Annotated in this window: 25 protein-coding genes; 11 read left to right on the forward strand and 14 right to left on the reverse strand. The window is 69.4% G+C overall.

The window, feature by feature from the left end; genetic code table 11:
- Window positions 1-2: 2 nt before the first annotated feature.
- The 9 genes from FOH10_RS24250 to FOH10_RS24290 form a co-directional block, all read right to left on the reverse strand.
- Window positions 3-740 carry a DJ-1/PfpI family protein gene (locus tag FOH10_RS24250; RefSeq protein WP_143982460.1) on the reverse strand — a complete coding sequence of 246 codons (738 nt, stop codon included), beginning with the start codon at window positions 738-740 and terminating at the stop codon, window positions 3-5.
- A 14-nt stretch (window positions 741-754) separates the two neighbouring features.
- Window positions 755-1,738, reverse strand: coding sequence for a GlxA family transcriptional regulator (locus FOH10_RS24255; RefSeq protein ID WP_244961356.1), 984 nt, complete (start codon window positions 1,736-1,738; stop codon window positions 755-757).
- A 50-nt stretch (window positions 1,739-1,788) separates the two neighbouring features.
- On the reverse strand, window positions 1,789-3,411 hold the full coding sequence (locus FOH10_RS24260; protein WP_143982461.1) for an FAD-binding oxidoreductase: 1,623 nt from the start codon (window positions 3,409-3,411) through the stop codon (window positions 1,789-1,791).
- Between the two features lie 87 nt (window positions 3,412-3,498).
- Window positions 3,499-4,533, reverse strand: coding sequence for a Gfo/Idh/MocA family protein (locus tag FOH10_RS24265; RefSeq protein WP_143982462.1), 1,035 nt, complete (start codon window positions 4,531-4,533; stop codon window positions 3,499-3,501).
- A 99-nt stretch (window positions 4,534-4,632) separates the two neighbouring features.
- On the reverse strand, window positions 4,633-5,412 hold the full coding sequence (locus FOH10_RS24270; protein ID WP_143982463.1) for a MerR family transcriptional regulator: 780 nt from the start codon (window positions 5,410-5,412) through the stop codon (window positions 4,633-4,635).
- Between the two features lie 89 nt (window positions 5,413-5,501).
- A complete protein-coding gene (locus tag FOH10_RS24275; RefSeq protein ID WP_143982464.1) occupies window positions 5,502-7,019 on the reverse strand; it encodes a flavin-containing monooxygenase in 1,518 nt (505 codons plus the stop codon).
- Window positions 7,016-7,936 (reverse strand): ferritin family protein, encoded by a 921-nt coding sequence (locus FOH10_RS24280; RefSeq protein WP_143982465.1) that lies wholly within the window; start codon window positions 7,934-7,936, stop codon window positions 7,016-7,018. Before FOH10_RS24280 ends, FOH10_RS24275 begins: the two co-directional genes overlap by 4 nt.
- Window position 7,937: 1 nt before the next feature.
- Complete coding sequence (locus FOH10_RS24285; protein ID WP_143982466.1) at window positions 7,938-8,831, reverse strand: SDR family NAD(P)-dependent oxidoreductase; 894 nt, start codon at window positions 8,829-8,831, stop codon at window positions 7,938-7,940.
- Window position 8,832: 1 nt separating this feature from the next.
- Window positions 8,833-9,831 carry an alpha/beta hydrolase gene (locus FOH10_RS24290; protein ID WP_143982467.1) on the reverse strand — a complete coding sequence of 333 codons (999 nt, stop codon included), beginning with the start codon at window positions 9,829-9,831 and terminating at the stop codon, window positions 8,833-8,835.
- A gap of 188 nt (window positions 9,832-10,019) precedes the next feature.
- On the opposite strand from FOH10_RS24290, the gene FOH10_RS34970 reads away from it, so the two are divergent.
- Together FOH10_RS34970 and rplL are read left to right on the forward strand one after the other, a co-directional pair.
- Window positions 10,020-10,187 carry a hypothetical protein gene (locus FOH10_RS34970; protein ID WP_186000576.1) on the forward strand — a complete coding sequence of 56 codons (168 nt, stop codon included), beginning with the start codon at window positions 10,020-10,022 and terminating at the stop codon, window positions 10,185-10,187.
- A gap of 41 nt (window positions 10,188-10,228) precedes the next feature.
- Window positions 10,229-10,615: a 50S ribosomal protein L7/L12 gene (rplL, locus tag FOH10_RS24295; protein WP_143982468.1), complete on the forward strand. Its 387-nt coding sequence runs from the start codon at window positions 10,229-10,231 to the stop codon at window positions 10,613-10,615.
- A 159-nt stretch (window positions 10,616-10,774) separates the two neighbouring features.
- On the opposite strand, the gene dapA is transcribed toward rplL, so the two are convergent.
- Window positions 10,775-11,713 (reverse strand): 4-hydroxy-tetrahydrodipicolinate synthase, encoded by a 939-nt coding sequence (dapA, locus tag FOH10_RS24300; RefSeq protein WP_244961357.1) that lies wholly within the window; start codon window positions 11,711-11,713, stop codon window positions 10,775-10,777.
- A 19-nt stretch (window positions 11,714-11,732) separates the two neighbouring features.
- Between dapA and FOH10_RS24305 the strand changes: the two genes are divergently transcribed.
- From FOH10_RS24305 to FOH10_RS24315, 3 genes are all read left to right on the forward strand, one after another.
- On the forward strand, window positions 11,733-12,602 hold the full coding sequence (locus FOH10_RS24305; protein WP_143982469.1) for a LysR family transcriptional regulator: 870 nt from the start codon (window positions 11,733-11,735) through the stop codon (window positions 12,600-12,602).
- 236 nt (window positions 12,603-12,838) lie between these two features.
- Window positions 12,839-13,390, forward strand: a complete 552-nt coding sequence (locus tag FOH10_RS24310; protein ID WP_143982470.1) for a hypothetical protein — start codon at window positions 12,839-12,841, stop codon at window positions 13,388-13,390.
- Between the two features lie 161 nt (window positions 13,391-13,551).
- Window positions 13,552-13,743, forward strand: coding sequence for a hypothetical protein (locus tag FOH10_RS24315; RefSeq protein ID WP_029926649.1), 192 nt, complete (start codon window positions 13,552-13,554; stop codon window positions 13,741-13,743).
- A 13-nt stretch (window positions 13,744-13,756) separates the two neighbouring features.
- On the opposite strand, the gene FOH10_RS24320 is transcribed toward FOH10_RS24315, so the two are convergent.
- Complete coding sequence (locus tag FOH10_RS24320) at window positions 13,757-14,899, reverse strand: acyl-CoA dehydrogenase family protein (protein ID WP_143982471.1); 1,143 nt, start codon at window positions 14,897-14,899, stop codon at window positions 13,757-13,759.
- A 70-nt stretch (window positions 14,900-14,969) separates the two neighbouring features.
- Here FOH10_RS24320 and FOH10_RS24325 point away from each other — a divergent pair, with 70 nt between their 5' ends.
- The gene (locus FOH10_RS24325; RefSeq protein WP_143982472.1) at window positions 14,970-15,572 is read left to right on the forward strand and encodes a TetR/AcrR family transcriptional regulator; all 603 of its coding nucleotides are present in this window, start codon (window positions 14,970-14,972) and stop codon (window positions 15,570-15,572) included.
- A gap of 546 nt (window positions 15,573-16,118) precedes the next feature.
- Window positions 16,119-18,596 carry a phosphoketolase family protein gene (locus FOH10_RS24330; RefSeq protein ID WP_143982473.1) on the forward strand — a complete coding sequence of 826 codons (2,478 nt, stop codon included), beginning with the start codon at window positions 16,119-16,121 and terminating at the stop codon, window positions 18,594-18,596.
- Window positions 18,597-18,605: 9 nt separating this feature from the next.
- Here FOH10_RS24330 and FOH10_RS24335 read toward each other — a convergent pair whose 3' ends face one another.
- Window positions 18,606-19,187, reverse strand: a complete 582-nt coding sequence (locus FOH10_RS24335; RefSeq protein WP_029926645.1) for a TerD family protein — start codon at window positions 19,185-19,187, stop codon at window positions 18,606-18,608.
- A 79-nt stretch (window positions 19,188-19,266) separates the two neighbouring features.
- Window positions 19,267-20,286, reverse strand: coding sequence for an MsnO8 family LLM class oxidoreductase (locus FOH10_RS24340; protein WP_143982474.1), 1,020 nt, complete (start codon window positions 20,284-20,286; stop codon window positions 19,267-19,269).
- Between the two features lie 104 nt (window positions 20,287-20,390).
- Here FOH10_RS24340 and FOH10_RS24345 point away from each other — a divergent pair, with 104 nt between their 5' ends.
- From FOH10_RS24345 to FOH10_RS24355, 3 genes are all read left to right on the forward strand, one after another.
- On the forward strand, window positions 20,391-21,956 hold the full coding sequence (locus tag FOH10_RS24345; protein ID WP_143982475.1) for an adenylate/guanylate cyclase domain-containing protein: 1,566 nt from the start codon (window positions 20,391-20,393) through the stop codon (window positions 21,954-21,956).
- Window positions 21,957-22,210: 254 nt separating this feature from the next.
- Window positions 22,211-22,591 (forward strand): RNHCP domain-containing protein, encoded by a 381-nt coding sequence (locus tag FOH10_RS24350; RefSeq protein ID WP_143982476.1) that lies wholly within the window; start codon window positions 22,211-22,213, stop codon window positions 22,589-22,591.
- Entirely contained in the window at window positions 22,591-23,001 is a 411-nt protein-coding gene (locus tag FOH10_RS24355) for an RNHCP domain-containing protein (protein WP_143982477.1), read from the forward strand. The genes FOH10_RS24350 and FOH10_RS24355 overlap by 1 nt, the downstream gene beginning before the upstream one ends.
- A gap of 43 nt (window positions 23,002-23,044) precedes the next feature.
- On the opposite strand, the gene FOH10_RS24360 is transcribed toward FOH10_RS24355, so the two are convergent.
- Entirely contained in the window at window positions 23,045-23,329 is a 285-nt protein-coding gene (locus FOH10_RS24360) for a hypothetical protein (RefSeq protein WP_039818931.1), read from the reverse strand.
- 358 nt (window positions 23,330-23,687) lie between these two features.
- On the opposite strand from FOH10_RS24360, the gene FOH10_RS24365 reads away from it, so the two are divergent.
- Window positions 23,688-24,317, forward strand: a complete 630-nt coding sequence (locus FOH10_RS24365) for a GNAT family N-acetyltransferase (protein ID WP_244961358.1) — start codon at window positions 23,688-23,690, stop codon at window positions 24,315-24,317.
- The last annotated feature ends 14 nt before the right edge of the window (window positions 24,318-24,331 follow it).

Raw genomic sequence — 24,331 nt, forward strand, 5'->3', positions numbered from 1 at the left:
CGCTACACCTTCGCGCGTTTGGCCGCGCGGTCGCGGATCCGGTTGAGGGTGAGCCGCCACATGGCCGTGGCGACGTCGAGCGGGATGCGCGGGGTGACAACGCGGGTGGACATCTCGAGGCGGGTCCGGCGGAGCAGGGCCGCGGAGGCCTTGTCGGGGTGGCCGGTGTCGAAGGGCGGCTGCGGGTCGTATTCGATGACCAGCTGCGCCATTTCGGCGCGTTCGGTCCCGGCGATCTCACCCACCAGCCAGAGGCCGAGGTCGATTCCGGCCGAGACCCCGGCGGCGGTGACGATCTTGCCGCTGCGCACCATGCGGTCGTGCGGACGGGATTCGGCTCCGAAGGCGGCCAGCGCCGGCTGCGCCGACCAGTGCGTGGTGGCGGGATGCCCGCGCAGGATGTCGGCCGCCGCCAGCACCAGCGCACCGCTGCACACCGAGGTGGTCCACTGCGTGTTCGGGTGCACCGCGCGCAGCCATGCGATGAGCTCACCATTGGCCATGGCCTCGGTGGTCGCGGCCTCCGATCCCGGCACCAGCACCAGATCGGGTGCGGGTGTCTCGGCGAAGGTGTGGGTGGCCCCCAGGACGAGCACGCCGCTGTCGGAGACGATGGGGCCGACTTCATTGGAGACGAAACGCAATTCGCTGTCGGGCAGGAGACGCAGCACCTCGTAGGGGCCGATGGCGTCCAGTACGGTCATGCCCGGATACAGCACGATGGCGGTCTGAAATGTCATGGGGGCGTTCTCTTTCAGTTGTGGGTGAAGCGGGCGCGGTATTCGCCGGGCGGTATGCCCAAGTGGCGGTGGAAGATCCGATAGAGGGTTTCGGGGCTGCCCAGGCCGACGGCGGCGGCAACCCGGGACAGCGGTTGATCGGTGGTCTCCAGCAGTCGCCGGGCCGCGCCGATGCGGACCCGCTCGACGTAGCGGGCGGGGGTGGTGCCGATCTCGTCGGCGAAGACGCGGGAGAAGTGGCGGGTGCTCATGCCCGCCCGCTGTGCCAGGGTGGCGAGGGACAGATCGGCGGTGAGGTTCTCCTCCACCCAGACCTGTAGCTCGCGCAGCGACCTGCGCCGGCAGGGTCCGGCGGCGATCGGCGCGCTGAATTGGCTCTGCCCGCCGGGGCGGTGCAGGTAGACCACCAGCCAGCGGGCCACCTCGCGGGAGAGTTCGGGACCGTGGTCCGCACCGACGATGGCCAGGGCCAGATCGATGCCCGCGGTGACGCCCGCCGACGTCCATACCGGCCCGTCCCGGACGTAGATGCGGTCGGGTTCGGTGCACACGGCCGGGAACTCGCGGGCCAGCATCTCCCCGCCCGCCCAGTGCGTGGTGGCCTTGCGGCCGTCGAGCAGGCCGCTGCGAGCCAGCAGGAACGCGCCGGAGCACACCGAGCCGACGCGCTCGGCGGAGCTCGCGACGCGTCGAATGCCCGCGATCAGTTCGGCGTCACGGCTGGCGTTCCAGGCGCTGAGTCCGCCGACCACGAGCACCGTGTCCACCGGTTCGGACCAGGTGTCGAGCGCATGTGCGGCCGTGACCTCGACACCGCTGGCCGAACGCACCGGCCCGGACCGCGCCGCGGCGATCTCGACCCGGTACCCCGGACGCGCGCCCATGAGCGCCGCCGAGGAGAACACGTCGGCGGGTCCGGCCAGGTCCAGAAGCTGGAATCCGTCGAAGACGACGAACAGCACCACCCGCATATGCCCAGCCTCGCGGGCGGCGGCCATGGCGTCAACGACACGACTATGGCAGATCCAGCCATGCACGGCGGTGAGGGCTACGAGTGGCCCACCGTCGCGGGTGGATCGAGGAGAACGCCGGGGTTGAGAATGCCCGCTGGATCGAGTGCCGCCTTCGTCGCCCGCAGGGCGAGTGCGAACGGTTCGGGTCGCTGCCGGTCGTACCAGGGGCGGTGATCGCGACCGACGGCGTGATGGTGGGTGATGGTCGCGCCCGCACCGGCGAGTGCCTCCGAGACCGCCGCCTTGATGTCGTCCCACTGCGCCACGGTGCTGCCCCACCGGCCCGCCGCGTAGACGCCGAAGTAGGGCGCGGGGCCGTCCGGGTAGACGTGGGTGAAGCGGCAGCTGACCAGGCCGGTGGTGCCGGTCGCCGCGAACGCCGCGGTGGCGGCGGCCAGCACGGCGGCGCGCAGTTCCTCGAAACGATCCCAGGTACAGGCGGTTTCGAAGGTCTCCACGATCATGGACTGCGCGGCCAGGGCATCGCGCTGATAGGGCATGCGCAGGAAGGACGAGCGCCATACGTCCGAGGCACCGGAACTCACCTTCGCCTCGGCGGTGTCGGAGACGCGCACCCCGTCGGGCACCCGCCCGCCGTAATCGGCGCAGATCTCGATGGCCCGCGCCATCGGCGCGTCGACCGGATGGTCGGCGGATTCGAAACCGAGCACGAGCACCCCGCCCGCGGTGCCGGTTCCGGCATTGAGGAAGGCTTCCACCGGGTCGAGGAGGCGGCAGTTGGCCGGGAACAGGCCCGCCTGCGCGATGACCCGCGTGGCGGTCACGGCGCGCGCGTAGTCGTCGAAGTGCACCGAGGCTCCCGCCCGCCAGCGTGGCCGGTCCTGCAGCCGCATCCACGCCTCGGTGATGACGCCAAGGGTGCCCTCCGAGCCGAGGAACATCCGGTCGGGTGACGGCCCGGCGCCGGAACCGGGCAGGCGGCGCGATTCGCTGATCCCGGCCGGTGTGACGACGCGCAGCGATTCCACCATGTCGTCGATGTGGGTGTACACGGTCGAGTAGTGCCCGCCCGCGCGCGTGGCGAGCCAGCCGCCCAGGGTGGAGAATTCGAAGGACTGCGGGAAGTGGCGCAGGGTCAGCCGGTGGTCGCGCAGACCGGCTTCCAGTGCGGGGCCCAGGATTCCGGCCTGAATGCGGGCGGCCCGGCTGGTGCGGTCGATCTCGACGATCCGGTCCAGGCGGCCGAGGTCCAGCGCGACGACGCCGGAATAGTCGGCGGCACAGCGAGGTTCGACGCCGCCGACCACGGAGGTGCCGCCGCCGTACGGGATCACCGAGATATCCGCGCCGCCACACCAGTCGAGAACGGCGGTGACATCCTGTTCGCCGCGCGGTCGCAGCACCAGGTCGGGCACATGGTCGATGCGGCCCAGCAGATTTCGCACCACATCGCGGAACGCCTGACCGTGCCCGTGCGCCACTCGATCCTCGCGATCATCGGAGGCCAAGGGCGCCAGGGATTCCGGGGCGTGTATCCGAGGATCGGGGATATCGAGCTCGGCGAGGTCGGGCGGTTCGTGCACGCTGAGGTCGGCCCCGGGCAGCAGCGCCGCCACCCGCGTGGTCAGCGCCTTGCGTTCCGCACCGGTCACCGCGTCGGCGCGGGTGCCCCAGCCCCACCAGGATCGATCCGCCATGTCCTACCTCTCGATCGACAGCGAATTGACCAGATAGTAAATTACTCATTGGTCAATTGGTAGGTGGATGTCAATTGGTAGGTGGATTCAGGGTGACGCGGACGCGCGGGCCCGCTCCAGGACGCGCAGCGCCGCCACGGCATCGCGCGGGTCGACGGGAACCGGAGCACCGTCGATGAGCGCGGCCGCCATACCGCGATAGAAGGCGGGATAGTCGCCCGGCTCGCTGGCGATCCGGCGCGTATCCCCATCGGTGCCGAACCAGCCCCCGTGCTCGACATCGACCGTCCCCCAGGGTTTTCCGTCATCGGGTCGACGCCCGTCGCGCAGCGCCTGCTCCTGCGGGTCGAGACCGTAACCGACATAGCCGTTCTCGGAGCCGAGCACCCGGAAGCGCGGACCGAGCTGGGCTGCCACGGCGCTCATCCACAGGTGCGAGCGGACGCCGGAGGCGTGGGTGAGCGCCACGAAGGCATCGTCGTCGGCCTGGACGCCGGGACGGCGGCTGTCCAGTTCGCAGTACACGTCGGTGACCGGTCCGAACAGGGTGAGCGCCTGGTCGACCAGATGACTGCCCAGGTCGTAGAGAATGCCCGCGCCTTCCTCGGCGCTGCCCAGCTCCCGCCAGCCGCCCTTGGTCACCGGCCGCCACCGCTCGAACCGGGATTCGAAACGCCGCACCTCCCCCAGCCGACCGTCGCCGATCAGCGCCGCGATGGTGCGGAAGTCGCTGTCCCACCGCCGATTCTGGAACACCGACAGCGCCAGCCCGGCCCGCTCGGCGGCCGCCACCACCTGTTCGCCCTCCGCCGCCGTGAGCGCGAACGGCTTGTCGACCACCACCGGCAGCCCCGCCTCCAGCGCCCACACGGCCAGCGGGGCGTGGGTGCGATTGGGCGTCGCGATGACCACCAGATCGATGCCCGCCGGATCGGCGAACAGCTCCTCGACCGCCGCCAGCACCCGCACCCCCGGATGCTCCCGCCGCGCCTGCTCGCCGCGTTCGGCCGACGAGGTGACCACCGCCGCCACCCGCAAGCGCGGATCGGCGGCGATCAGCGGCGCATGGAACACCGCACCGGCCAGCCCGTAACCGATCACCGCCACACCGAGTTCACGCACCTGATGCCCTTTCCGCCGACAACCTCACGTCCACGCCACCGTAACCGGCCCGCCGCACCCCGATGGGCCGTAGGCCAGCGTGCGGGCGCGGCCGTTCCGCTAATCCTTCGGTTGCTTTGTCGCGCCGCGCTTTTCGGCGGCCGTCTCCAGGTAGGCGCTGAGTTCGCTCTGCAACACCCGGTCCAGTGCCTGGGCCAGCGTGTTCTGCACCGCCGTCACACCCAGCTCCCGCAGGTGATTGAGCATCTTGGTGGTGGCGGCGACCTCGGCATCGCTGTCGGGCAGCCAGCCCGCACCGTGCTCGGCGACGATGTGGTCCTTGGCCGCGGTGACCATGAGCCGGGCGATGTCGTCCACGCGACGACCGACGGCGGCATAGACGTCGATCAGGGCCTCGAGCCCGAATCCGTAGCCGTGCAGCGCCCCGAAGGTCTCCAGCAGTTCCGGCTGAGTGAATTCGACCGTCTCGGCGTGCAGCCGGATCAGTCCCAGCTCGGCCAGCCGTTCCAGCTCGTCGCCGGTCACCGGGGCTCCGTCGACACCCCCCAGGAAGGTGTCCACGAGCTCACGCGGCACCTCCAGTGGTGCGGCGCTGCTGCCCCAGGTGGCGGTGACGGCCTGTTGCAGTCCGAGCACCTCGGTGAGGTCCTTGCCGGTCTCCCAGCTGGTGATGAAGTCGGCGATGTGCGCGGTGGTGAACCCGCGCTGGAGCAGGGCGTCGATGATGCGCAGCCGGGCGAGGTGCGAATCGTCGTAGATGAGTGCGCGGCCGCTGCGCCGGGTGGGTGTGGCGAGCAGGCCGCGCTCCTGATAGGCGCGCACATTGCGGGCGGTGGTTCCGGCGGCCCGCGCGAGATCGTCGATGCGGTATTCCGCCATCCTCGTCTCGCCCTCCCTGTGTCGCGGTTCGCCCGGACGCGTCGCCCGTGCGCCGGTCGGCGGCACGGGCGTCACGCTCGGAGACGACATTAGCCGAGGGAGACGGCGATTCCACGGTCGGCACTCGCGGGTGCCGCATCGCGCGGGGTGAGTACGTAGTCGTCGAGTTCCACCCGGGCCAGCTGGCGTACGAACTGGGTGCCGAAGCCCGGGTACATGGTGGCGTTGAAGCCGTCTTCGGTGAGATACCAGCTGCGGCAGCCGGAGTTCCAGGTGGTGGCCGACAGCCTGCGCTGGATGCGCGCGTTGTAGCGGTCCTGCCGATCGCGGCGCACCTCGAGCATGCGCAGATCGCGGTCCAGCAGAATGCCGATGGCGTCGGTGAGGTATTCGATCTGCGCCTCCATGTACACCAGCGCCGAGTTGTGGCCGGGGCCGGAGTTCGGGCCGAAGGTGAGGAACAGGTTCGGATAGCCCGCCACCGCGACACTCTTGAACGCGTATGCGCCCCTGCTCCATTCGTCACCAAGCGCCCGTCCGTCGCGTCCGGTGACCGGGATGGGAGCCCCGGCCTTGGACACGTCGAAGCCGGTGGCGAACACGATGCAGTCGAACCGGTGCTCGATGCCCTCGGCGGTGCGGATGCCGTGCTCGCTGAGCCGCGCGATCGGCCAGGTGATGAGCTTGCAGTTCTCCCGTTGCAGCGCCGGGTAGTAGTCGTTGCTGATCAGCAGGCGCTTGCAGCCCGCCCGGAAGTCCGGGGTGAGCTGACGGCGCAGCCACGGGTCGCGTACCTGACCGCGCAGGTGCAGCCGCGCGACCGATTCCACCACCCGGGTCAGCGGCGAATTCCACACCACCCCCAGCGCCACCGACTCGTGGCCCCAGAACCAGGCGTCGCGCGCGAGCTTCTGGGTGATGGGGGCCTGCCGGTACAGCCGTCGGGTGGCACCGCTGGTGCGCCGGTTGGCACGGGGCAGCACCCAGCCCGGCGTGCGCTGGAAGACCTTGACCGCCGCCGCCCGGCCCACGAGTTCGGGAATGATCTGCACGGCGCTGGCACCGGTGCCGACCACGGCGACCTTCTTACCGGTGAAGTCGTAGTCGTGATCCCAGCGGGCACTGTGGATCTTGTGCCCCGTGTAGTCCTCGATGCCGGGGATGTTCGGGAAGCTGGCATTCGACAGCGGCCCGGAGGCGACGACCACGCTGCGCGCCTTCACCGGTCGGCGGCCGCCCGCGAAGGCGATGTCCCACAGCCCGCTCACCTCGTCGAACTCCAGCCCGGTCACGGTGTGGTCGAAGCGGATATGGGGGCGGATGCCGAATTCGTCCACCATGGATTCGATGTAGGCGAGGATCTCCGCACTGCCGGAGTAGGTGTGCGACCAGTCCGGATTGGGGGCGAAGGCGTACGAGTACAGGCGCGACGGGATGTCGCAGGCCGCGCCGGGATAGGTGTTGTCCCGCCAGGTGCCGCCCACCCGGGTGTCCCGCTCGAACAGTTCGAAGTCGGTGATCCCCTTCTGCCGCAGGCGGATCGCGGCGCCGATACCCGCGAAGCCCGCGCCGATGATCGCCACGTCCAGCGGCTGGCCCGTGCTCATGCGACCGGCTCGTAGGTGAGCTCTTTGGACCAGGTCGGCTGCGGTCCGAGGAAGCGGTCCGGGATGCGCGCGGTCAGCTTGACCATGGCGTCGGCGAACAGGTGATACGGGTGATCGCGGTTGATCACCCAGCCGCTGTGCATCTTGACGATGCGGTACATGGGCACGCGGTTGGCGATCGGGGTGCGCTCGCCGACGGCCTTGAACCGCCGCATGGCCGCGTACAGCTTCTCCTCGTCCACCCCCATGGCGACGATATTGTCGCGCATCTTGTTCAGCAGCGGCACATAGCTGAGCACGCCGACGAGGAACGAGGGTTTGGCCCAGCCGCCGACCAGATCGATGGCGAGTTTGCGGACGGTGGCGTGGCCGAGCAGCTCCATCACCGCGTAATCGGTGGCCAGATGCCGTGATTCGTCGGCGTTGATCTTCTTGAAGACCTCCTGCGCGACCGGGTCGGTGATCTCGTCGGTGACGAACTTGATCAGCGCGCCGTCCAGCGCCACCTCGAGCATGGGGATGACGGTGCCCAGGAACGACAGCGACATATCGTCGGCGTGCGAGTCCAGGAACTCGATCACCAGTTTGACATTGATGTTCGGCTCGGGGATCTCGTCGCCGTCGAGCATGCCCCAGCGGCGCATGAGCGCGAGTTCGGCATTGGCGTGCCGCTGCTCCTCGGCATGGAAGTACTGGTAGATCTGCTTCAGCGTATCGGTCGGGGCCTTCTTGGCCATGGCCGCGAAACCGCGCGCGCCGACGTTCTCGATCCACATGAGATCGGCCATGAAAGGCTTCAGTTTGGCGTGCAGTTCGGGCTCGATGAGCTCGGCTCCCGGTGCGTCCCAGTCGATGTCGGCGAGCGCCCACTGCCGGGACTTGATCTTGGCCAACATGGCCTCGAAGTCGAAGGACATATCAGACTCCTGTCTGTTCCAGCGGTGCGGCCTGGGTCGAATCGTCCTGCGGGAGAATTCGGTTCAGCACACCGAGGGCATGGGTGTAGAGGGCGGGGAAGGACCGCTTGAGCAGCCAGACGGCGTGGGCGTCCAACTGCGGCAGCACATAGAGGCGACCGCGGTCGTTGGCGTCGAGGGCGGTGCGGGCGACCCGCTCCGGAGCGAAGCCGGTTCGGCGCATGAGTTCGTCGGCCAGCCGGGCCGAGGGTGCGCCGATGCGGCCGTCGCGCACCACATTCGTCTTGACGAAGGTGGGGCACAGCACCGTCACCGCCACACCGGTACCGGACAGTTCCGCGGCTAAGGTCTCCGACAGCGACATCACCCCGGCCTTGGAGACGTTGTAGGCGGCCATCCCCGGGGCCGCCGCGAATCCGGCGGCGGAGGCGACATTGACGATGCCGCCGCGACCGGCCGCACGCAGCCGCGGCGCGAAGATCTCACAGCCGTGCACGGCACCCCACAGATTGATGCCGAGCGCCCACTCCCAGTCGGCGAAACCGATATCGCCCACCGGTTTTCCGCCGATGCCGACCCCGGCGTTGTTGATCACCAGGGTCGGTGCGCCGCCGAAGATGAGCTCGCTGTGCAGTGCCAGGCTCTCCACGTCCTCGCGGCGGGAGACATCGCAGAAGATGGCGTGGGCGGGTCGGCCGTGCGTGCGCTCGATCAACCGCACCGTGTCGTCGGCGCGATCTTTGTCGATGTCCGCGCACACCACGTCGCCGCCGCGCGCGGCGATCTCGAGGGCGAAGGCCCGGCCGATGCCACTGCCCGCGCCGGTGACCACGGCACGCGCACCGTGCGATCGTCGGCCGCCGAATACCGGCAGCACCGCGTCGAGAATCGACATGTCAGCCCACTCTCGTCCGGTCGGCGGCCGCCTCGGCGAAGGCACCCGCGACGAAGCCCCGCGTGCGCCGGAGCGCCTGTGCCGCTTCGGGAACCAGCAGCGGCAGGGCCTGGAAGACATGGATGCGGCCGGGCCAGAGTTCCAGATCGCAGCGCGCCCCGGCGGCGACGGCCATATCGCGCAGGTGCCGGGCGTCGTCGGCGAGCATCTCCCCCGCACTGGCCTGCACCAGCAGCGGCGGAAGTGCCGCGCCGCGCGGCACGGTGAGGCGCAGCCGCGGCGAATCCGGATGCTGCCCTTCGGTGTAGAGCTCGATGAGCCGGCGGCCGGTGCGCGCCGGGGCCATCGGGTCGGGAAGCTCGCGGTCGCGCCGCTCGGCCATGGTCAGGGTGAGGTCCATGAGCGGCGAGTACATGAACGCGCCCGCCGGTTGCGGCCGATCCCCCGCCGCGTTCTGTAGCAGCAGGTCCAGGGCCAGATGGCCGCCCGCGGAATCGCCGCCGATCACCAGGTCCTCGGGACGGTGCCCCTGGTCGAGCAGCCAGCGGTATCCGGCCGCCACATCGTCGGCCGCCGCCGGGAAGCGGTGTTCGGGTGCGAGTCGGTAATCGATCAGGAAGACCGGCAGTCCGGTGAGTTTCGACAGCCGCGATGCCAGTCCGCGATGGGTGCGCGCCGAGCACACCACGTAGCCGCTGCCGTGGATGTAGTAGATCGCCCGCGGCCCGTACGCGACTCCGGCCGCGCGCACCCACTCGCCGCGCATCGCGCCGGAGCGGATCGGGGTGACCCGCGTCCCCGGCAGGGTCGGCCCGAAGGCGGCCATCACGCCGGCGATCAGCCCGCGGCCCAGTTCGATGCCCACGCGATTGCGCGGCAGCAGTCCATTGACCCGGCGTAACCCGACCACCGACGCCGTCGCCGCGAGCCGCGCTTGTCGCGAGGCCGAGACGGGGATCGCCGCCGATGCGCAGGTCGCCGTTGACCTTGCTCTCGTCATAGCAAGAGAATCATCCCTGAATGTGCCATTTGTCAATGGCACATTTTGTACTGAGGACAGAAAAGGGTCTCCGACCGGTGCGGCCGCGTAACGATCCGAGGAACAAATGGGTACGGCGGACTGATCGGATACGGAACGGGGAATCAAGAGACGCACAGGATTTCCGCGAACGGCCCGAGGAGGACGACATGGGCGAGCCGGTATGCGTCGATTGCTGGCGCCGGGACAACCTGACCTTCGCACAGCGGCTGGACCCGGCCTTCGTCACCCCCGGCCCGGCGCACCGCTGCGCCACGCACCGGGCATTCCTCGAGGATCTGCACAAGGGCCCCGAGCACACCCCGCGCGCCGCGTAGCCTGGAGATATCTCCAGGTCGGGCCGCATAGGGGAATGATCATGGCCAAAATGACCATCGACGAACTGCTCGATGTTTTCAAAGGTATGACGCTGCTGGAGCTTTCGGCCTTCCTCAAGGCGTTCGAGGACGAATTCGGAGTGACCGCCGCCGTGCCCACGGCCGCCGCCGTCACCGCCGAAGCGACCCCGACCGCCGAGGCGGCCGAGGAGCGCACCGAATTCGATCTGGTCCTGGAGTCCTTCGGCGACAAGAAGATTCAGGTCATCAAGGCCATGCGGGAGGTCATCCCGGGCCTCGGTCTCAAGGAGGCCAAGGATCTGGTCGAGTCCGCTCCGGCCAGAATCCTGGAACAGGTGGACCAAACCGCCGCCGAGACCGCCAAACTCAAGCTCGAGGCCGCCGGAGCCCGTGTCGCCCTGCGGTGATTCGACACACCCGGAGGCTCGGCTGCGGCCGGGAACGCCGCACATGTGTCAAAGTCGGAGCCGTACTCCTCCGGGCCGGACGACCACAGTGGGAGCAACGGCATGGCCGGAGTACCGACGCGTCGGCGCGAGCGGGGCTGATTCGTCGAGTTGTACCGATTAGAGCTCGGCGGCAAGGACATCGAGGGCGGCCACGGCCGCTCGCGTGCTCTCCTCGGCGGCGGGTAGCAAGGGAAGCCGGACCGAGGCCGTGGGGATGCGGCCTCGGTCGGCCAATACCGCCTTGACGACGGTGGGGTTGGGTTCGGCGAACAGGGCCGCGGACAGGCCGGATAGGGCGTCGCTCAGGCGGCGGGCCTTGTCGAGCGGGCCGTGTCGCCAGGTGGCGATCAGTGCGGCGAAGGCATCGGTGGCCACGTTGGCGGAGGCCAGAATCGCACCCGACGCGCCCAGGGCGAGCAGGGGCGCGGCGAAGAGGTCGTCCCCCGCCAGCACCGCGAAATCGGCTGGGCGGGTGCGCATCAGATCGATGGTGGTCTCGTCGACCGCGCCGACGGCGTGTTTGATGCCGACGATATTCGGGATGGCCGCGAGGGCCCGCAGCGTCTCCGGGCCGAGGGTGCGGCCGGTGCGGTAGGGAATGTTGTAGACCACCAGCGGCACCGGACTGGTTTCGGCGAGCCGCCGGAAATGCGCGAGGACGCCCGCCTCGGTGGGACGGGTGTAGTAGGGCACGACCGTCAGCGCGGCGGTGACGCCGGAGCCGAGACGCTCCAGGGCGGCCAGCGAGGCGGCGGTGGAGTTGGTGCCCGCGCCCACGATCAGCGGGGCATCGTGTTCCCGGCACACCCGGGTGCAGATATCGACGACGAGTTCGCGTTCGGCCTCCGTGAGGGTCGCCGTCTCCGCCGTGGTGCCGAGTGCGACGAGACCGGTCGCGCCCTGTTCGAGCGCGGTATGCGCCAGCCCGGCCAAGGCGTCGGCGGCGATGGTGTCGTCGGCGGCGAACGGCGTGACCAGGGGCACGAAGAGTCCGGAGAGCGTCATGGCACGAGCCTCCCCCGCCACACCCATCAGGTCCAGTTCACATTTCTTCATCTGAGCGTAAGCTGAACTGATGCTCGATGTGCGCAAGCTGCGCCTGCTGCGCGAACTCGCGCACCGGGAGACCATCGCGGCGGTCGCGGAGGCATTGAATTTCACCCCCTCCGCCGTCTCCCAGCAGCTGACCGCGCTGGAACGCGAAGCCGGGGTCCCGCTCCTGGAGCGCACCGGCCGCCGAGTCACCCTCACCGCCGCCGCACACGGCCTGGTTCAGCACACCGAGACGATTCTGGCCGTGCTGGAACAGGCCACCGCCGAATTGGCCGCGGGCCGTGCGACATTGACCGGCCGACTGCGCATCGGCGTGTTCCCCACCGCGATTCGCACCATCCTCGCCCCCGCCCTGGTCACCCTCAGCACCGCACATCCCGAACTGGAACTCCTGGTCACCGAACTGGACCCGGCGCTGGCCCCCGGCGCCCTGCGCACCGATGCCCTCGACATCGCCCTGGTCCAGGAATACGACTACGTCCCCGTCGCCCCCGACCCGGCCCTCGACACCGAGCCGCTGCTCGAGGAGACCGTCTACCTCGCCGCCCTCTCCCCCGCCCCGCTGTCCACCCACCGCGACACCCCCTGGATCGCGGGCACCCCGGGCACTCTCTGCCACACCATGACCATCCGCACCTGCCAGGCCGCCGGATTCACCCCCCACATCCGCCACCACGCCGACGATTTCGACGCCGTCCTCGCCCTGGTGGCGGCGGGCCAGGGCGTGGCGCTCATCCCCCAACTCGCCATCCACACCCCACCCGACGCCATCCACCTCACACCCCTCGCCACTCGACGCCGCACCCACATCGCCTACCGCCGCGGGACCGCCCACCACCCCACCATCCACGCGGCCCGCACCGCCCTGCTACAGGGGCGCGGCGAACGCTGACCCACGCCGCCTGACCAGCCGGTCGGCCGGTCCGGGTTATCGTTGATTCGTCACGTGGCGACGGCGTGCGGGCTTGGCTCCGGTATGCGGTGGTCGGAGCAGGAAAACGGGCGCGGTGGTCCCGAGGGAGGATACGAACGTGAGTGACGCGATCAGGAAGAAGATCAGGAGTCGGTTCGGGTTGTCGGCGGTCGGGGCGCGCGCGAGCGCCATCGCGTCTGTCGGCGGCTAGTTCGATGTCGGATCGGGAAGTGCCGGGGCGGGGCCGCCCGTCGGAGCCCGGGGAGCCGGGGTTCGACGCGGTGGAGCATTTGCGCCGGAAATTGGAGGGGATGAAGGCCGCCGAGGCGGGGGCGTCCGAGGCGGGGAAGCCGATCCGGCTGCCGCGGCGACCGCGGCGCATGTCGGAGGAACCCGGCGAGCGCTCACGCAAGACGTGGCGGTCCGAAGGTAGCGGATCGGTCTACGATCCCGCGCCCACCAGGCCCGTGCTGCGGTCGGAATTGCAGCGCGAGACGGGCTGGTGGCAGGCGGGGCCGAATTCGGCCTGGCTGCCCACCGTACAACCGGATCCGGCGGCGGCCGAGCAGGACGGGAGCGTGATCGACTTCGGCGCGGCGCGGCGGAAGCGAGCCGGTGCGGACGGCCCGCCCCGAGGCGGTCGACGCATGGCCAAACCGCGCAGAATCGGATCGGACGCGGGGTCCGGCTCCGACGGTGACCAGGACGAACGCCGCCCCGACGACACCGATCCCCCGGAGCCGAACGGCCCCGGCCCGAGGCGCTGACGCGCCGGTAATCGGGTAATCGAGTACCGCACCCGCCGAGCGGGTAACGTCGGCGGCAGTCGAACCCGATCGTCGGCCGTCACGCGGCGGATCGTGATCGCGTATCGGCCCTCGATCGCAGGCACAAGGTTTTCGGTCGGGGCTACCCGCAAGGAGCCTTCATGACCACGGCCCGCAGCAATTCCTACCCGGATCCGGTGATCGGTTTCGCCGACGCCCGCGCCGCCGAGAAGGCGGCCCTGCTCGAGCGCAACGCCCTGGCCGCGAAGACGGTCGCCGTCCACGCGCGCAGCGCCGCCGAGTGCACGGAACTGCTGGCCATGCTCGGCCTCGATCTGGCCGATCTGAAATAGCCGCGCGCAGCCGCTACTTGCCCGCCAGATCGCGGGCGATGACCAGGCGCTGGATCTGATTGGTGCCCTCGAAGATCTGCGTGATCTTGGCTTCGCGCATATAGCGCTCCACCGGGAAGTCCTGGGTGTAGCCGTAGCCGCCGAAAACCTGGACCGCGTCGGTGGTCACCTTCATGGCGGCGTCGGTGGCCACCAGTTTGGCGACGCTGGCCTGACGCGAGTAGGACAGCCCGGCGTCGCGGCGGCGGGCGGCGTCGAGATAGGTGGCGCGGGCGGAGTCCACGGCTGCGGCCATATCGGCGAGCAGGAAGCCGAGCCCCTGGTGGTCGATGATGCGGCGGCCGAATGCTTCGCGGTCCCGGGCGTAGGCGACCGCGTCGTCCAGAGCGCGCTGCGCGATGCCGGTGGCCACGGCCGCGATGCCGAGACGGCCGGAATCCAGGGCGCTGAAGGCGATGGACAGGCCCTGACCGGGGTCTCCGATGCGGCGCTCGGCGGGCAGGAAGACGTCGTCGTAGGCGGCGGAGGTGGTGGGAACCGCGCGCAGGCCCATCTTCTCCTCGGGCTTGCCGAAGGTCAGGCCCGCGGTGTCGGCGGGCACCAGGAAGCAGGACACGCCGCGAGACCCCTCGCCCGTGCGGGCGAACAGCGTGTAGTAGTCGGCTCGGCCGCCGTTGGTGATCCACGCCTTGGTGCCGGTGATCCGGTAGCCGCCGTCGACCTCCACCGCCCGGCAGCGCAGCGCCGCCGCATCGGATCCGGCATGCGCCTCGGACAGGCTGTACGCGCCGATCAGGTTGCCGGACAACATCTCCGGCAGCCATCGCTGCCGCTGTTCGGCGGTGCCGTAGGCGAACAGCGGATGGCAGGACAGGCTGTGCACGCTCACCGCGACCGCCACCGCCGCCCAGCGCGCGGCCAACTCCTCGAGCACCTGGAGGTACACCTCGTACGGCTGCGCGCCGCCGCCGAACTCCTCGGGGTACGGCAGGCTGAGCAGCCCGGCCGCGCCGAGCGCACGGAACGCCTCCTCGGGGTAGCGCTGTTCCCGCTCGAACTCGACGACGTGCGGTTCGAGCACCTTGTCGGCGATATCGCGGGTCAACTCGAGCAGATCCCGGGCCTCCGGGGTGGGCAGCATACGGTCCACGGCCATGTCGACACATTACGTCCGACACCTGATTGCATGCAAGGCAGCATGTAATTCAAGCGTTTAGACTGGTCGAATGGTTTCGTCGCTGCCGCCGAACAAGCATCAGGAGAAGAGTCTGCGCACCCGCGCGCTGCTGTTGGACGCCGCGATCGACAGCCTGGCCGAGGTGGGCTACGGCAGCGCCTCCATCGCCGATATCACCGCTCGCGCCGGGGTGACCCGCGGTGCGCAGCTGCATCACTTCCACACCCGCCAGGAACTGTTCGCACAGGCCATCGGCCACCTCACCCAGCGGCAGCGCGAGGCCATGCGGCGCCGCCTGCGGTCGCTGTCGGCCACCGACGCCGGTGCGGTGCTGGTGGAGCTGGTGACCGCCACCTTCGCGGGCAAACTGGGCCGCGCGGCGGTGGAGCTGTACGTCGGCATCGCCAACGACCGCGAGCTGCGTCGCGAAATGCTGCGGGTGCAGCACGAGCTCACCACCGAACTGCTGGACGCCTGCGCCGCCCGCATCGATTCCGGTATCACCAGGGACCGCCTGGAGTCGGCCTTCTGGCTCACCATCAACCTGGTACGCGGCACCACCCTCGACGAGATGGTCGGCCGGGATCGGGCCCGGCGCAAGCAGGTACTCGCCGACTGGACCGAACTCGCCGACACCGCGCTGCGCAGGTGATCGAGACGTACATGTGATCGAGAACCTCTGGGCCACAGCCGTTCCCAGGCGACGAGCGAAAGCCGACCGGGTCGGGCGAGTGCCTCGACCCGGCCCGGTCGGCCGCCTCCGCCGCGACTGGAGAGCTCCCCGTGCCGGATGGGATGCTCGGCCCCATGGGCTCCCGGCACGAGGATGGCGGCGGATAGGTGCGCCGGGCCCGGCGGCGGGGGTTTCGCAGGGTTACACCGCGGGGCGGGCGCACGATCCGGTGTCGCGCTCACGCTATTCCGAAGACGAAGGGCCGCACAGTGATCCGGCTCGACTCTGGCATAGTTCACGATCGCCGCCGACCGGGACAGTGAATCCTCCAGAGTCGGCACCGGGCGATGGGGTGTGCGGCGTCGGCCGCGCTTCCCGACGCCGCACCCGGCGAACGGTAGAGGATGTTCGCGCCGGAGCGCCCCGGCGACGGTCATGATCGGGAGAAGTCACGACCGGCCAGTAGAGTGGTTGTCGAATTCTCCATCCGACGTGGTCCGAAACGAACGTGAGGAGAGTCGGCGCATGGCTCAGCAGGCCCAGGCCGAGGGCGCTACCGGCGACACCGCGGCCGACAATGTGGATAGCAGCGGCGGGCGCACCGTCGCACCGCGACCGTATCGACTCGGCGAGGCGTCCGGCCCGCTGTCCCGCGCGGAACTCACCGCCATCGACGCGTGGTGGCGGGCGGCGAACTATCTGTCCGTCGGCCAGATCTATCTGATGGACAATCCGCTGCTGCGCGAACCGCTGCGCCCCGAGCACATCAAACCGCGCCTGCTCGGCCACTTCGGCACCGTGCCCGGACTGAATCTCGTATGGGCGCATGCCAATCGGGCCATTCGCCAGCGCGATCTCGACGCGGTCTTCGTGGCCGGACCAGGCCACGGCGGACCGGGGCCGAATGCGTGCGGCTGGCTGGAGGGCACGTATTCCGAGCTCTACAGCGATATTCCGCGCGATGCCGAGGGTATGCGCGCGCTGTTCGCCCAGTTCTCCTTCCCGGGCGGAGTGCCGAGCCACTGCGCACCCGAGACGCCGGGCTCCTTCCACGAGGGCGGCGAGCTCGGCTACTCCCTACTGCACGCTTACGGTGCGGCACTGGACAATCCGAGGCTCACGGTGTTCTGCGTCATCGGCGACGGCGAGGCGGAGACCGGGCCGTTGGCGGGCAGCTGGCACGCCAACAAGTTTCTCAATCCGGCCCGGGACGGGGCCGTGATCCCGATTCTGGCGCTCAATGAGTACAAGATCGCCAACCCCACCATTCTCGCCCGGATTCCGGAATCGGAACTGCTGTCGCTGCTGCGGGGATACGGGTACGACCCGATCGTGGTGGCGGGCAGCGATCCGGCCGCCGTGCACCAGGCCATGGCGGCGGCCACCGACTCCTGCCTGGATCGCATCGAGCGGATGCAGCGCGCCGCCCGGGGCGGTTCCGACGGCGCCCGGCCGAGCTGGCCCATGATCGTGCTGCGCACCCCGAAGGGCTGGACCTGCCCGCCGATCGTGGACGGCGATCCGGTGGAGGGCACCTTCCGGGCGCATCAGGTGCCGCTGGCGGCGGCCCGCGACAATGACGCCCACCGCGCGGTCCTCGACGAGTGGCTGAAGTCCTACCGGCCCGAGGAACTGTTCGACGCCAACGGCGGCCCGGTGCCCGAGCTGATCGAGCAGTCCCCCGTCGGCGACCGCCGCATGAGCGCCAATCCGGTCGCCAACGGCGGCCTGCTGATCCGCGATCTGGCGCTGCCGGACTGGCGCGACTTCGGGGTCGAGGTGGCCCGGCCCGGCGCGGTCAAGCATGAGGCGACGCGCGTGCTGGGCGGCTGGCTGCGGGAGGTGACCCGGCGAAATCCGGACAACTTCCTCACCTTCGCGCCCGATGAGCTGGCCAGCAATCGGCTGCAGGACATTCTGGAGGTGACCGGGCGCGACTGGCAGGCCGAGATCGGCGAATTCGACGTCAAGCTGGACCGCACCGGCCGGGTGATCGAGGTGCTGTCCGAGCACATGTGCCAGGGCCTGCTGGAGGGCTACCTGCTCACCGGCAGGCACGGGGTGTTCACCTGCTACGAGGCGTTCATCCACATTGTCGACGCCATGTTCAACCAGCACGCCAAATGGTTGGACGCCAGTGCGCAGGTGCCGTGGCGGCGGCCCATTCCGAGCCTGAACTACCTGCTGTCGTCCCATGTCTGGCGGCAGGACCACAATGGCTTCACCCATCAGGATCCCGGGTTCCTGGACGTGGTGCTGAACAAGAGCCCCGAGATCGTCCGGGTGTATCTGCCGCCGGACGCCAATACGCTGCTGTCCACCTACGACCACTGCCTGCGCTCGCGGCACTACGTGAATGTGGTCGTGGCGGGCAAGCAGCCGCAGGAGTCGTGGCTGTCGGTGCCCGAGGCGGCGCGGCACTGCGCGCGCGGGGTCGGCATCTGGGAGTGGGCGGGCCACAACGACACGGTGGGCGGCACCCCGGACGTGGTGCTGGCCTGCGCCGGCGACGTGCCCACGCTGGAGACCCTGGCCGCCGCCGCCATTCTGCGAGATCGCCTGCCGGAGCTGCGGGTTCGCGTGGTGAACGTGGTGGACCTGATGCGGCTGCTGCCCGAGAACGAGCATCCGCACGGACTACCGGACAGCGAATTCGACACGCTGTTCACCCGGGACCGCCCGGTCATCTTCGCCTTCCACGGCTACCCCTGGCTGATCCACCGGCTCACCTACCGCCGCACCAACCACGATGAGCTGCATGTGCGCGGCTACAAGGAGAAGGGCACCACCACAACGCCTTTCGACATGGTGATGCTCAACGACCTGGATCGCTACCACCTGGTCACCGATGTCATCGACCGGGTGCCGTCGCTGCGCGAGACGGCCGCGGGGCTACGCCAGGAGATGGTGGATGCCCGCTGGAACGCGCGCCAGTGGACGCGCGAACACGGTGCGGACATCCCGGTGGTCGCCGAGTGGACCTGGCCGGACCCCAGCCGCTGAGAGCCGGGATCAGGCCAGCGCGAAGTGCAGCAGCGCCTGCATATCGCCCTGCTTGATCTTGCCCTTGCGGTCCAGCACCTCCAGCTGCCAGGCCGGGCCGTTGCGGAAGGCGCGGGCGATGGCGTTGGCATTGTCGCTGCCCAGCAGGGACGGCCAGATATCGGCCACCTGCTGGGAGCTGCCGCCGGTGGCGTCGTAGATCTTGAACGAGATGTTGTTCGCCTTCTCGAAGGATGAGCCCTTCTTGAACGCCGCGGCCACGAACACGATGGAGTCGATGGCGGTCGGCACATTGGCGAAGGTGACGTGCACGGTCTCGTCGTCGCCGGAGGCGGCGCCGGTCTGCTCGTCACCGGTGTGCACCACCGAGCCGTTGCCGAGCGGGTCCAGGGAGTCCAGTCCGGCGAAGCGCACCGGATCGCCGCCCTGCATGAGAATGGCGACCAGGTCCAGGTCCACGCCCTTCTTACGGCGCGCCATACCCAGCAGACCCCCGCTGGCACCGGCGGACGGATCCCAGCTCACTCCGACACTCATCTTGGTGATGCCCGCGAGATCCGCGGCCCCGTCTTCTTTCCTGAGCGTAATCACAGCTCACAGCCTACCGACGATTCGTAACCCGGTGCAGTGCAGCTTTTTCCGGGCAACCGGCGGCGAAACAGCCGATGTATTAGGCGAAAACAGCAGGTGAGCGCGCGGTGAGGCCGACGGCGGCGGCCAGGCGGCGATGTGATTCCAGCCGAGCCGTGCGATCGTAAGTGCTGGTGTGGACCAGGATTTCGTCCGCCCCCGTGCGCACGACCAGCGCCTCCAGCTCGGCCACGACCGTCTCCTCGGTGCCGTGGATGTGGCCGCGCAGCGAGTCGGTGAAGATGCCGCGCTGCTTGTCGGTCATGGCGATGCGGTCGATCTCCTCAGGCGAGATCAGGGGCGGGAACTCGCCGCGGGTGCGCGACCAGGCGGCCGACCACGCCTCGGGCAGCAGCAGGCGATGGGCATGCTCCGTGGAATCGGCGACGACGGCGGAGGTGGACACCACGACGTAGGGCGTGGCGTCGTATCCGGGCCGGAAGTCGTCGCGGTAGCGCTCGATGGACCGCACCATGGCGGATGTTCCGGCGGCGGGAGCGATCACCAGTGGCAGCCCGAATCGGGCCGCCCGAACCGCGCCCGAACCGACGGCCAGCAGGAAGGCCGGTATGCGCAGGCCCTCGGTGGGCCAGGCGTGCACGCCCGCGCGACCGGTGGCCAGATAGTCCAGCAGTTCGGTCAGCTGGGCGTCGACATCATCGGCATAGTCCCTGCCGTGGCCGAGGGCGCGCCGCACGCCCCCGGTGAAGCCCACCGAACGGCCCAGCCCCATATCGATGCGTCCCGGGTACAGCGACTCCAGCACGCCGAACTGTTCGGCCACCACCAGCGGCTGGTGATTGGGCAGCATGACCCCGCCGGTGCCCACCCGGATGTGCGCGGTGGCGGCGGCGACCCCGGCGGCGAGTACGGTCGGCGCGGATCCGGCCACCCCGGGCACGCTGTGATGCTCCGAGACCCAGAAGCGGTGATAGCCCCACCGCTCGGCGAGTCGGGCGAATTCCACGGTCTCCCGCAGCGCCTCCGGATGACTCTGCCCGTGGCGCACCCGCGAGCGGTCCAGGATGGAGAAGCGGACGGCGGCCAGCGGAGTACTCATATCCCATGCCAACGCCTGGCGATCCCGGTGATTCCGGCGCGCTCGAGCGGGCGCGCCCGGACGCCTCCCAGCAGGCGGTTCGTGATCACGCTTAGGCTGCATCCATGGTCGACAGCGATGTGACGCCCAGGGCGCTGGGCGCGGCCCCGTTCGGGTCGCGCCTGCTGGGGCCCGCCGATCAGGGAGCGACGTCGCGGCGGGTGCGCGTACAGCTGCTGCTGACCGTGCCGGTGCTGTTCGCGAACCTCACCGGTGTGGTGGTGGCGGCCCTGCTCATCGGCTTGGTGCTGCCGGGTCCGTCGGTGTTCACGCAGGACCTGGTGCTCCTGAACTTCGTGGCCGTCCCGGTGTACGTGACCTTCGCCCTGGCGGTGGGTTTCGTGTGGGGCACGCTGTCCGGGCTGCGGACGCTGCGCTGGGCCACCGATCCGGAGCGGATTCCGAACGAGGCGGAGCGCATCGCGTCGTCGAAGGTACCGCGGCGGCTGGTGCATCAGCAGGCGCTGCTGTGGTTCGGCGGGATGGCGGTGCTGACGCCGCTGTACGGCCTGGTCGATCCGGCCTTCGTGCCCAAGATCATTCTGGGGGTCGGGTTCAGCGCCGTCGTGGTCTGCGCCAACAGCTATCTGATCACCGAATTCGCCCTGCGGCTGGTGACCGCGCGGGTGCTCGAGGCCGAACCGCGCCGACGGCAGCGCGGCCTCGGCGTCTTCGGCCGATCACTGCTGGTGTGGGTGCTGGGTTCGGGCACGCCGGTGGCGCTGCTCATGATCGTGGCGGTGCTGGCGCTGGCCGGAGTGAACGTCAGCACCGAGCGGCTGGCGGTCTGCGTGCTCTCGCTCGGCGGGGCGACGCTGGTCTTCGGCCTGCTGCTCATGACGCAGACGCTCGCCGCCACGGTCGCGCCCATCCGCAATGTGCGCACCGCGATGCGCCGGGTGGAGGACGGTGATCTGCAGGTGGCGGTCACCGTCTACGACGGCACCGAACTCGGTGAGTTGCAGAGCGGTTTCAACCACATGGTGGCGGGACTGCGCGAGCGCGAACAGATCCGGGATCTGTTCGGCCGCCACGTCGGCCGCGATGTGGCGGCAGCGGCGCTGGCCGGGCAGCCGGAGCTGGGCGGGGAGGAATGCGAGGCGGCCGCGCTGTTCATCGACGTCATCGGCTCCACCGCCATGACCGCGACCCGGCCCCCGCACGAGATCGTCACCATTCTCAACGAGTTCTTCGGCATCGTGGTGGACGAGGTGGAGCGGCACGGCGGCCTGGTCAACAAGTTCGAGGGCGATGCCGCACTGGCCATCTTCGGCACCCCCGCGCCGCTGACCGACGCCGCCGGGGCCGCGCTCGCGAGCGCCCGCGCCATCCGGCGGCGATTGTCCGGCGCCGCCATCGAATTCGACGCCGCCATCGGTGTCGCGGCCGGACGGGTGGTGGCGGGCAATGTCGGCGCGCATCGCCGCTACGAGTTCACCGTCATCGGAGATCCGGTGAACGAGGCGGCCCGCCTGTGCGAACTGGCCAAACAGGACGACGGCCGCGTCCTGGCCTCCGCCACCGCCGTAAGCAGCGCCGAACCCTCCGAGCGCAAGCATTGGGATCCGGGCGAATCGGTGACGCTGCGCGGTCGCGTCCACGAAACCCGCCTGGCCCGACCTCGCACCTGACGGCCGGAAAACCGGTGGCGGCCGGAGCGCGGCCGCTGCTACGGTTGCCGCCGCGCTGTTCGCGCACACCGAACTCACCCGCCGGAGGGGATGATTTATGAGCCAGCCCGCGCCGAGAGCGCCTCATGGTGTGGCCTCGGCCCGAGATATGGCCGCCCACAACCGGATACGTCCGTAACGACCTGCGTCACCGAGGCGCACTCGGCCTGCTCCTGCTGTCTGCACATCAGCTCTCGGCTTAGGAGTGATCCGGGTTGTCCGACACTTTCTCCACCCAGCACGATCCCGGTCCGACCCTGCGGACCGGAACCTTCCCCTGCCTGCGCTGCGGTCTGACCGTGGCCGTCCTCGCGCCCGACGGCAGTCGGCGCAATCACTGTCCCAGCTGCCTGCACTCCCGGCACACCGTCGACCACGTCGACGGCGGTGTCTCGGACTGCCGGGCGCGCATGGCTCCGCTGTCGATCGCGGTGTCGCGCACCGGTGAGTGGGGCCTCGTGCACCGCTGCACGCGGTGCCACGAGTTGGCGCTGCATTCGGTGTGCGGCGACGACAATCAGCTGATCCTCATGCGATTGGCCGTGCGTCCGCTCGCCGAACCGCCGTTCCCGCTCGAAGTGTTCGGCGAGCTGTGATGCCGCGCCGGAACAAGGCGGCACCGCGGCGCGAACAGCGTGGAAAAACCGTCCTGCACGGCCGCGCGGGCACATCCGGCGACGCCTTCCGGTGTGTGGGCTGCCGGCTCGACGTGCCGGTCGCCGCGCCGGGCACCGCGCATCGCAACCACTGTCCGCACTGTCTGGCCAGTCGCCACGTGGATCGAGTTCCCGGTGACCGGTCCGCGGCCTGCCGTGGGCGGATGCGGGCGGTGAGCATGTCGGTGCGCGATGACGGCGAATGGTCGCTGGTGCACCAGTGTCTGGTCTGCGGAGTGCTCAAAGTGAACCGCGTGGCCGGGGACGACAACGCCCTCGCGCTCATGCGGATCGCCCTGCGCCCGCTGTCCGATCCGCTCATCGCGCGGCGCGTCCTGCGGGCGCTGTAGCGGCTTCCGTTCGGCCGCGACCCGTGTCGCGGCCGAGCGGGTGTCAGTAGCCCGTGCCGCCCGCGCAGAAGGGCTGGCAGGCTTCGGGGTGCGGGGGCAGGGTCGGTGGCCCCGCACCGAATTCCGCATTGCTCACCAGCACCATCAGCAGTACCGCGAGGGCGATCACGGCGGCGCAGGCGACAGCGATGATCGCCCAGTCGAGCTGCTGGTAGGTGACGATGGTGGCGGGCGAATCCTCGGGATTCTGGTATTGCGTTACCTCTGGCGGGCTGGACAGCTGGTCGATGACGCCGCTTCCCCAGCCGTATGCCGATGTGGGTGGCACGGAGCTTGTCCCCATTTCCGAACGAGCATTGTCGTGTTCAGGGCCGGGATCAGGCTACACGCTCATAGCGGCTATGCATAACAGTTCGAAGAATGAGAAGTATGTCCGGAATTCAACCGTCTGGGCCAATTACGAAGTCCCGCATGGACATTGTCGGAACGGGCCACCTTAGAACATGTTCCTCCGCGACGCAATCCGGCGGTGAATTGTTCTATGCCACAACGGTTACCGGTGGCGAGATCAGTGAACGCGTGTAACCTACTGGCAAGTAGCATCATCGGCTACCGTCCGGTAGGGCAGGCAGGGACAGTTCGGCATCGGGGGTCGGACTATGGGCACGAAAATGTAAGGGACAGACTTGAATCAGTCGGCCACTCCGACTATTCGCCGGGCCACCGAGGCTGACATCGACGAAATCGTTCGCGTTGTCGCGGCGGCCTTCGCCACCGACGATCCGATCGAGGAGTACGTCTTCCCGGATGCGGCGATCCGCGAACGTCGCACGCCGGGCATGCTGCGGACGATGATCCGGCACCGCTTCCTACCCGGCGACGGCGCGATCGTCGCCACGCTCGACGACCGGGTGGTCGGCGCGATGCTGTGGTACCCCGCCGGATACCGCAAATCACTGTGGCGCGAGATGGTTTCGGGTCCACAGCTGCTGTGGGCCATGGGACCGGCCACCGTGCGGGGCATCCACGTCGACGAGGCCATCGCCAGGGTCGCACCCGCCGAACCGCACCACCTGCTGGTCTATCTCGGCATCGATCCGGGCATTCAGCGCAGTGGGGTGGGTCGCGCGCTGGTCGACTGGGTCGACGCGCAAGCCGACCGGGAATCCGCGCCGGTGTGCGGGATAACCAAGGACGACAACGTCGCCTACTATCGCCGCTTCGGCTTCGAGTTCGTCACCAAGGCTCGGATCGGAAAGACCGGTCCGGAGCTGAATTTCGTCCTGCGCCCACCGGTTCCGGTCCGCGCGGATTGACGAACAGCGGGGGG

The sequence above is a fragment of the Nocardia otitidiscaviarum genome (genome assembly GCF_007362295.1).
Lineage (GTDB): Bacteria > Actinomycetota > Actinomycetes > Mycobacteriales > Mycobacteriaceae > Nocardia > Nocardia otitidiscaviarum.

Coding starts and splice junctions, on each gene's coding strand:
- FOH10_RS24345 (WP_143982475.1), top strand. CDS start 20,391: ATGGTCGACAGCGATGTGACGCCCAGGGCGCTGGGCGCGGCCCCGTTC.
- FOH10_RS34970 (WP_186000576.1), top strand. CDS start 10,020: ATGGGCGAGCCGGTATGCGTCGATTGCTGGCGCCGGGACAACCTGACC.
- FOH10_RS24290 (WP_143982467.1), bottom strand. CDS start 9,831: ATGACGAGAGCAAGGTCAACGGCGACCTGCGCATCGGCGGCGATCCCC.
- FOH10_RS24315 (WP_029926649.1), top strand. CDS start 13,552: ATGACCACGGCCCGCAGCAATTCCTACCCGGATCCGGTGATCGGTTTC.
- FOH10_RS24320 (WP_143982471.1), bottom strand. CDS start 14,899: ATGGCCGTGGACCGTATGCTGCCCACCCCGGAGGCCCGGGATCTGCTC.
- FOH10_RS24270 (WP_143982463.1), bottom strand. CDS start 5,412: ATGGCGGAATACCGCATCGACGATCTCGCGCGGGCCGCCGGAACCACC.
- rplL (WP_143982468.1), top strand. CDS start 10,229: ATGGCCAAAATGACCATCGACGAACTGCTCGATGTTTTCAAAGGTATG.
- FOH10_RS24280 (WP_143982465.1), bottom strand. CDS start 7,936: ATGTCCTTCGACTTCGAGGCCATGTTGGCCAAGATCAAGTCCCGGCAG.
- FOH10_RS24260 (WP_143982461.1), bottom strand. CDS start 3,411: ATGGCGGATCGATCCTGGTGGGGCTGGGGCACCCGCGCCGACGCGGTG.
- dapA (WP_244961357.1), bottom strand. CDS start 11,713: ATGAAGAAATGTGAACTGGACCTGATGGGTGTGGCGGGGGAGGCTCGT.
- FOH10_RS24275 (WP_143982464.1), bottom strand. CDS start 7,019: ATGAGCACGGGCCAGCCGCTGGACGTGGCGATCATCGGCGCGGGCTTC.
- FOH10_RS24330 (WP_143982473.1), top strand. CDS start 16,119: ATGGCTCAGCAGGCCCAGGCCGAGGGCGCTACCGGCGACACCGCGGCC.
- FOH10_RS24305 (WP_143982469.1), top strand. CDS start 11,733: ATGCTCGATGTGCGCAAGCTGCGCCTGCTGCGCGAACTCGCGCACCGG.
- FOH10_RS24310 (WP_143982470.1), top strand. CDS start 12,839: ATGTCGGATCGGGAAGTGCCGGGGCGGGGCCGCCCGTCGGAGCCCGGG.
- FOH10_RS24325 (WP_143982472.1), top strand. CDS start 14,970: ATGGTTTCGTCGCTGCCGCCGAACAAGCATCAGGAGAAGAGTCTGCGC.
- FOH10_RS24355 (WP_143982477.1), top strand. CDS start 22,591: ATGCCGCGCCGGAACAAGGCGGCACCGCGGCGCGAACAGCGTGGAAAA.
- FOH10_RS24340 (WP_143982474.1), bottom strand. CDS start 20,286: ATGAGTACTCCGCTGGCCGCCGTCCGCTTCTCCATCCTGGACCGCTCG.
- FOH10_RS24255 (WP_244961356.1), bottom strand. CDS start 1,738: ATGGCCGCCGCCCGCGAGGCTGGGCATATGCGGGTGGTGCTGTTCGTC.
- FOH10_RS24250 (WP_143982460.1), bottom strand. CDS start 740: ATGACATTTCAGACCGCCATCGTGCTGTATCCGGGCATGACCGTACTG.
- FOH10_RS24285 (WP_143982466.1), bottom strand. CDS start 8,831: ATGTCGATTCTCGACGCGGTGCTGCCGGTATTCGGCGGCCGACGATCG.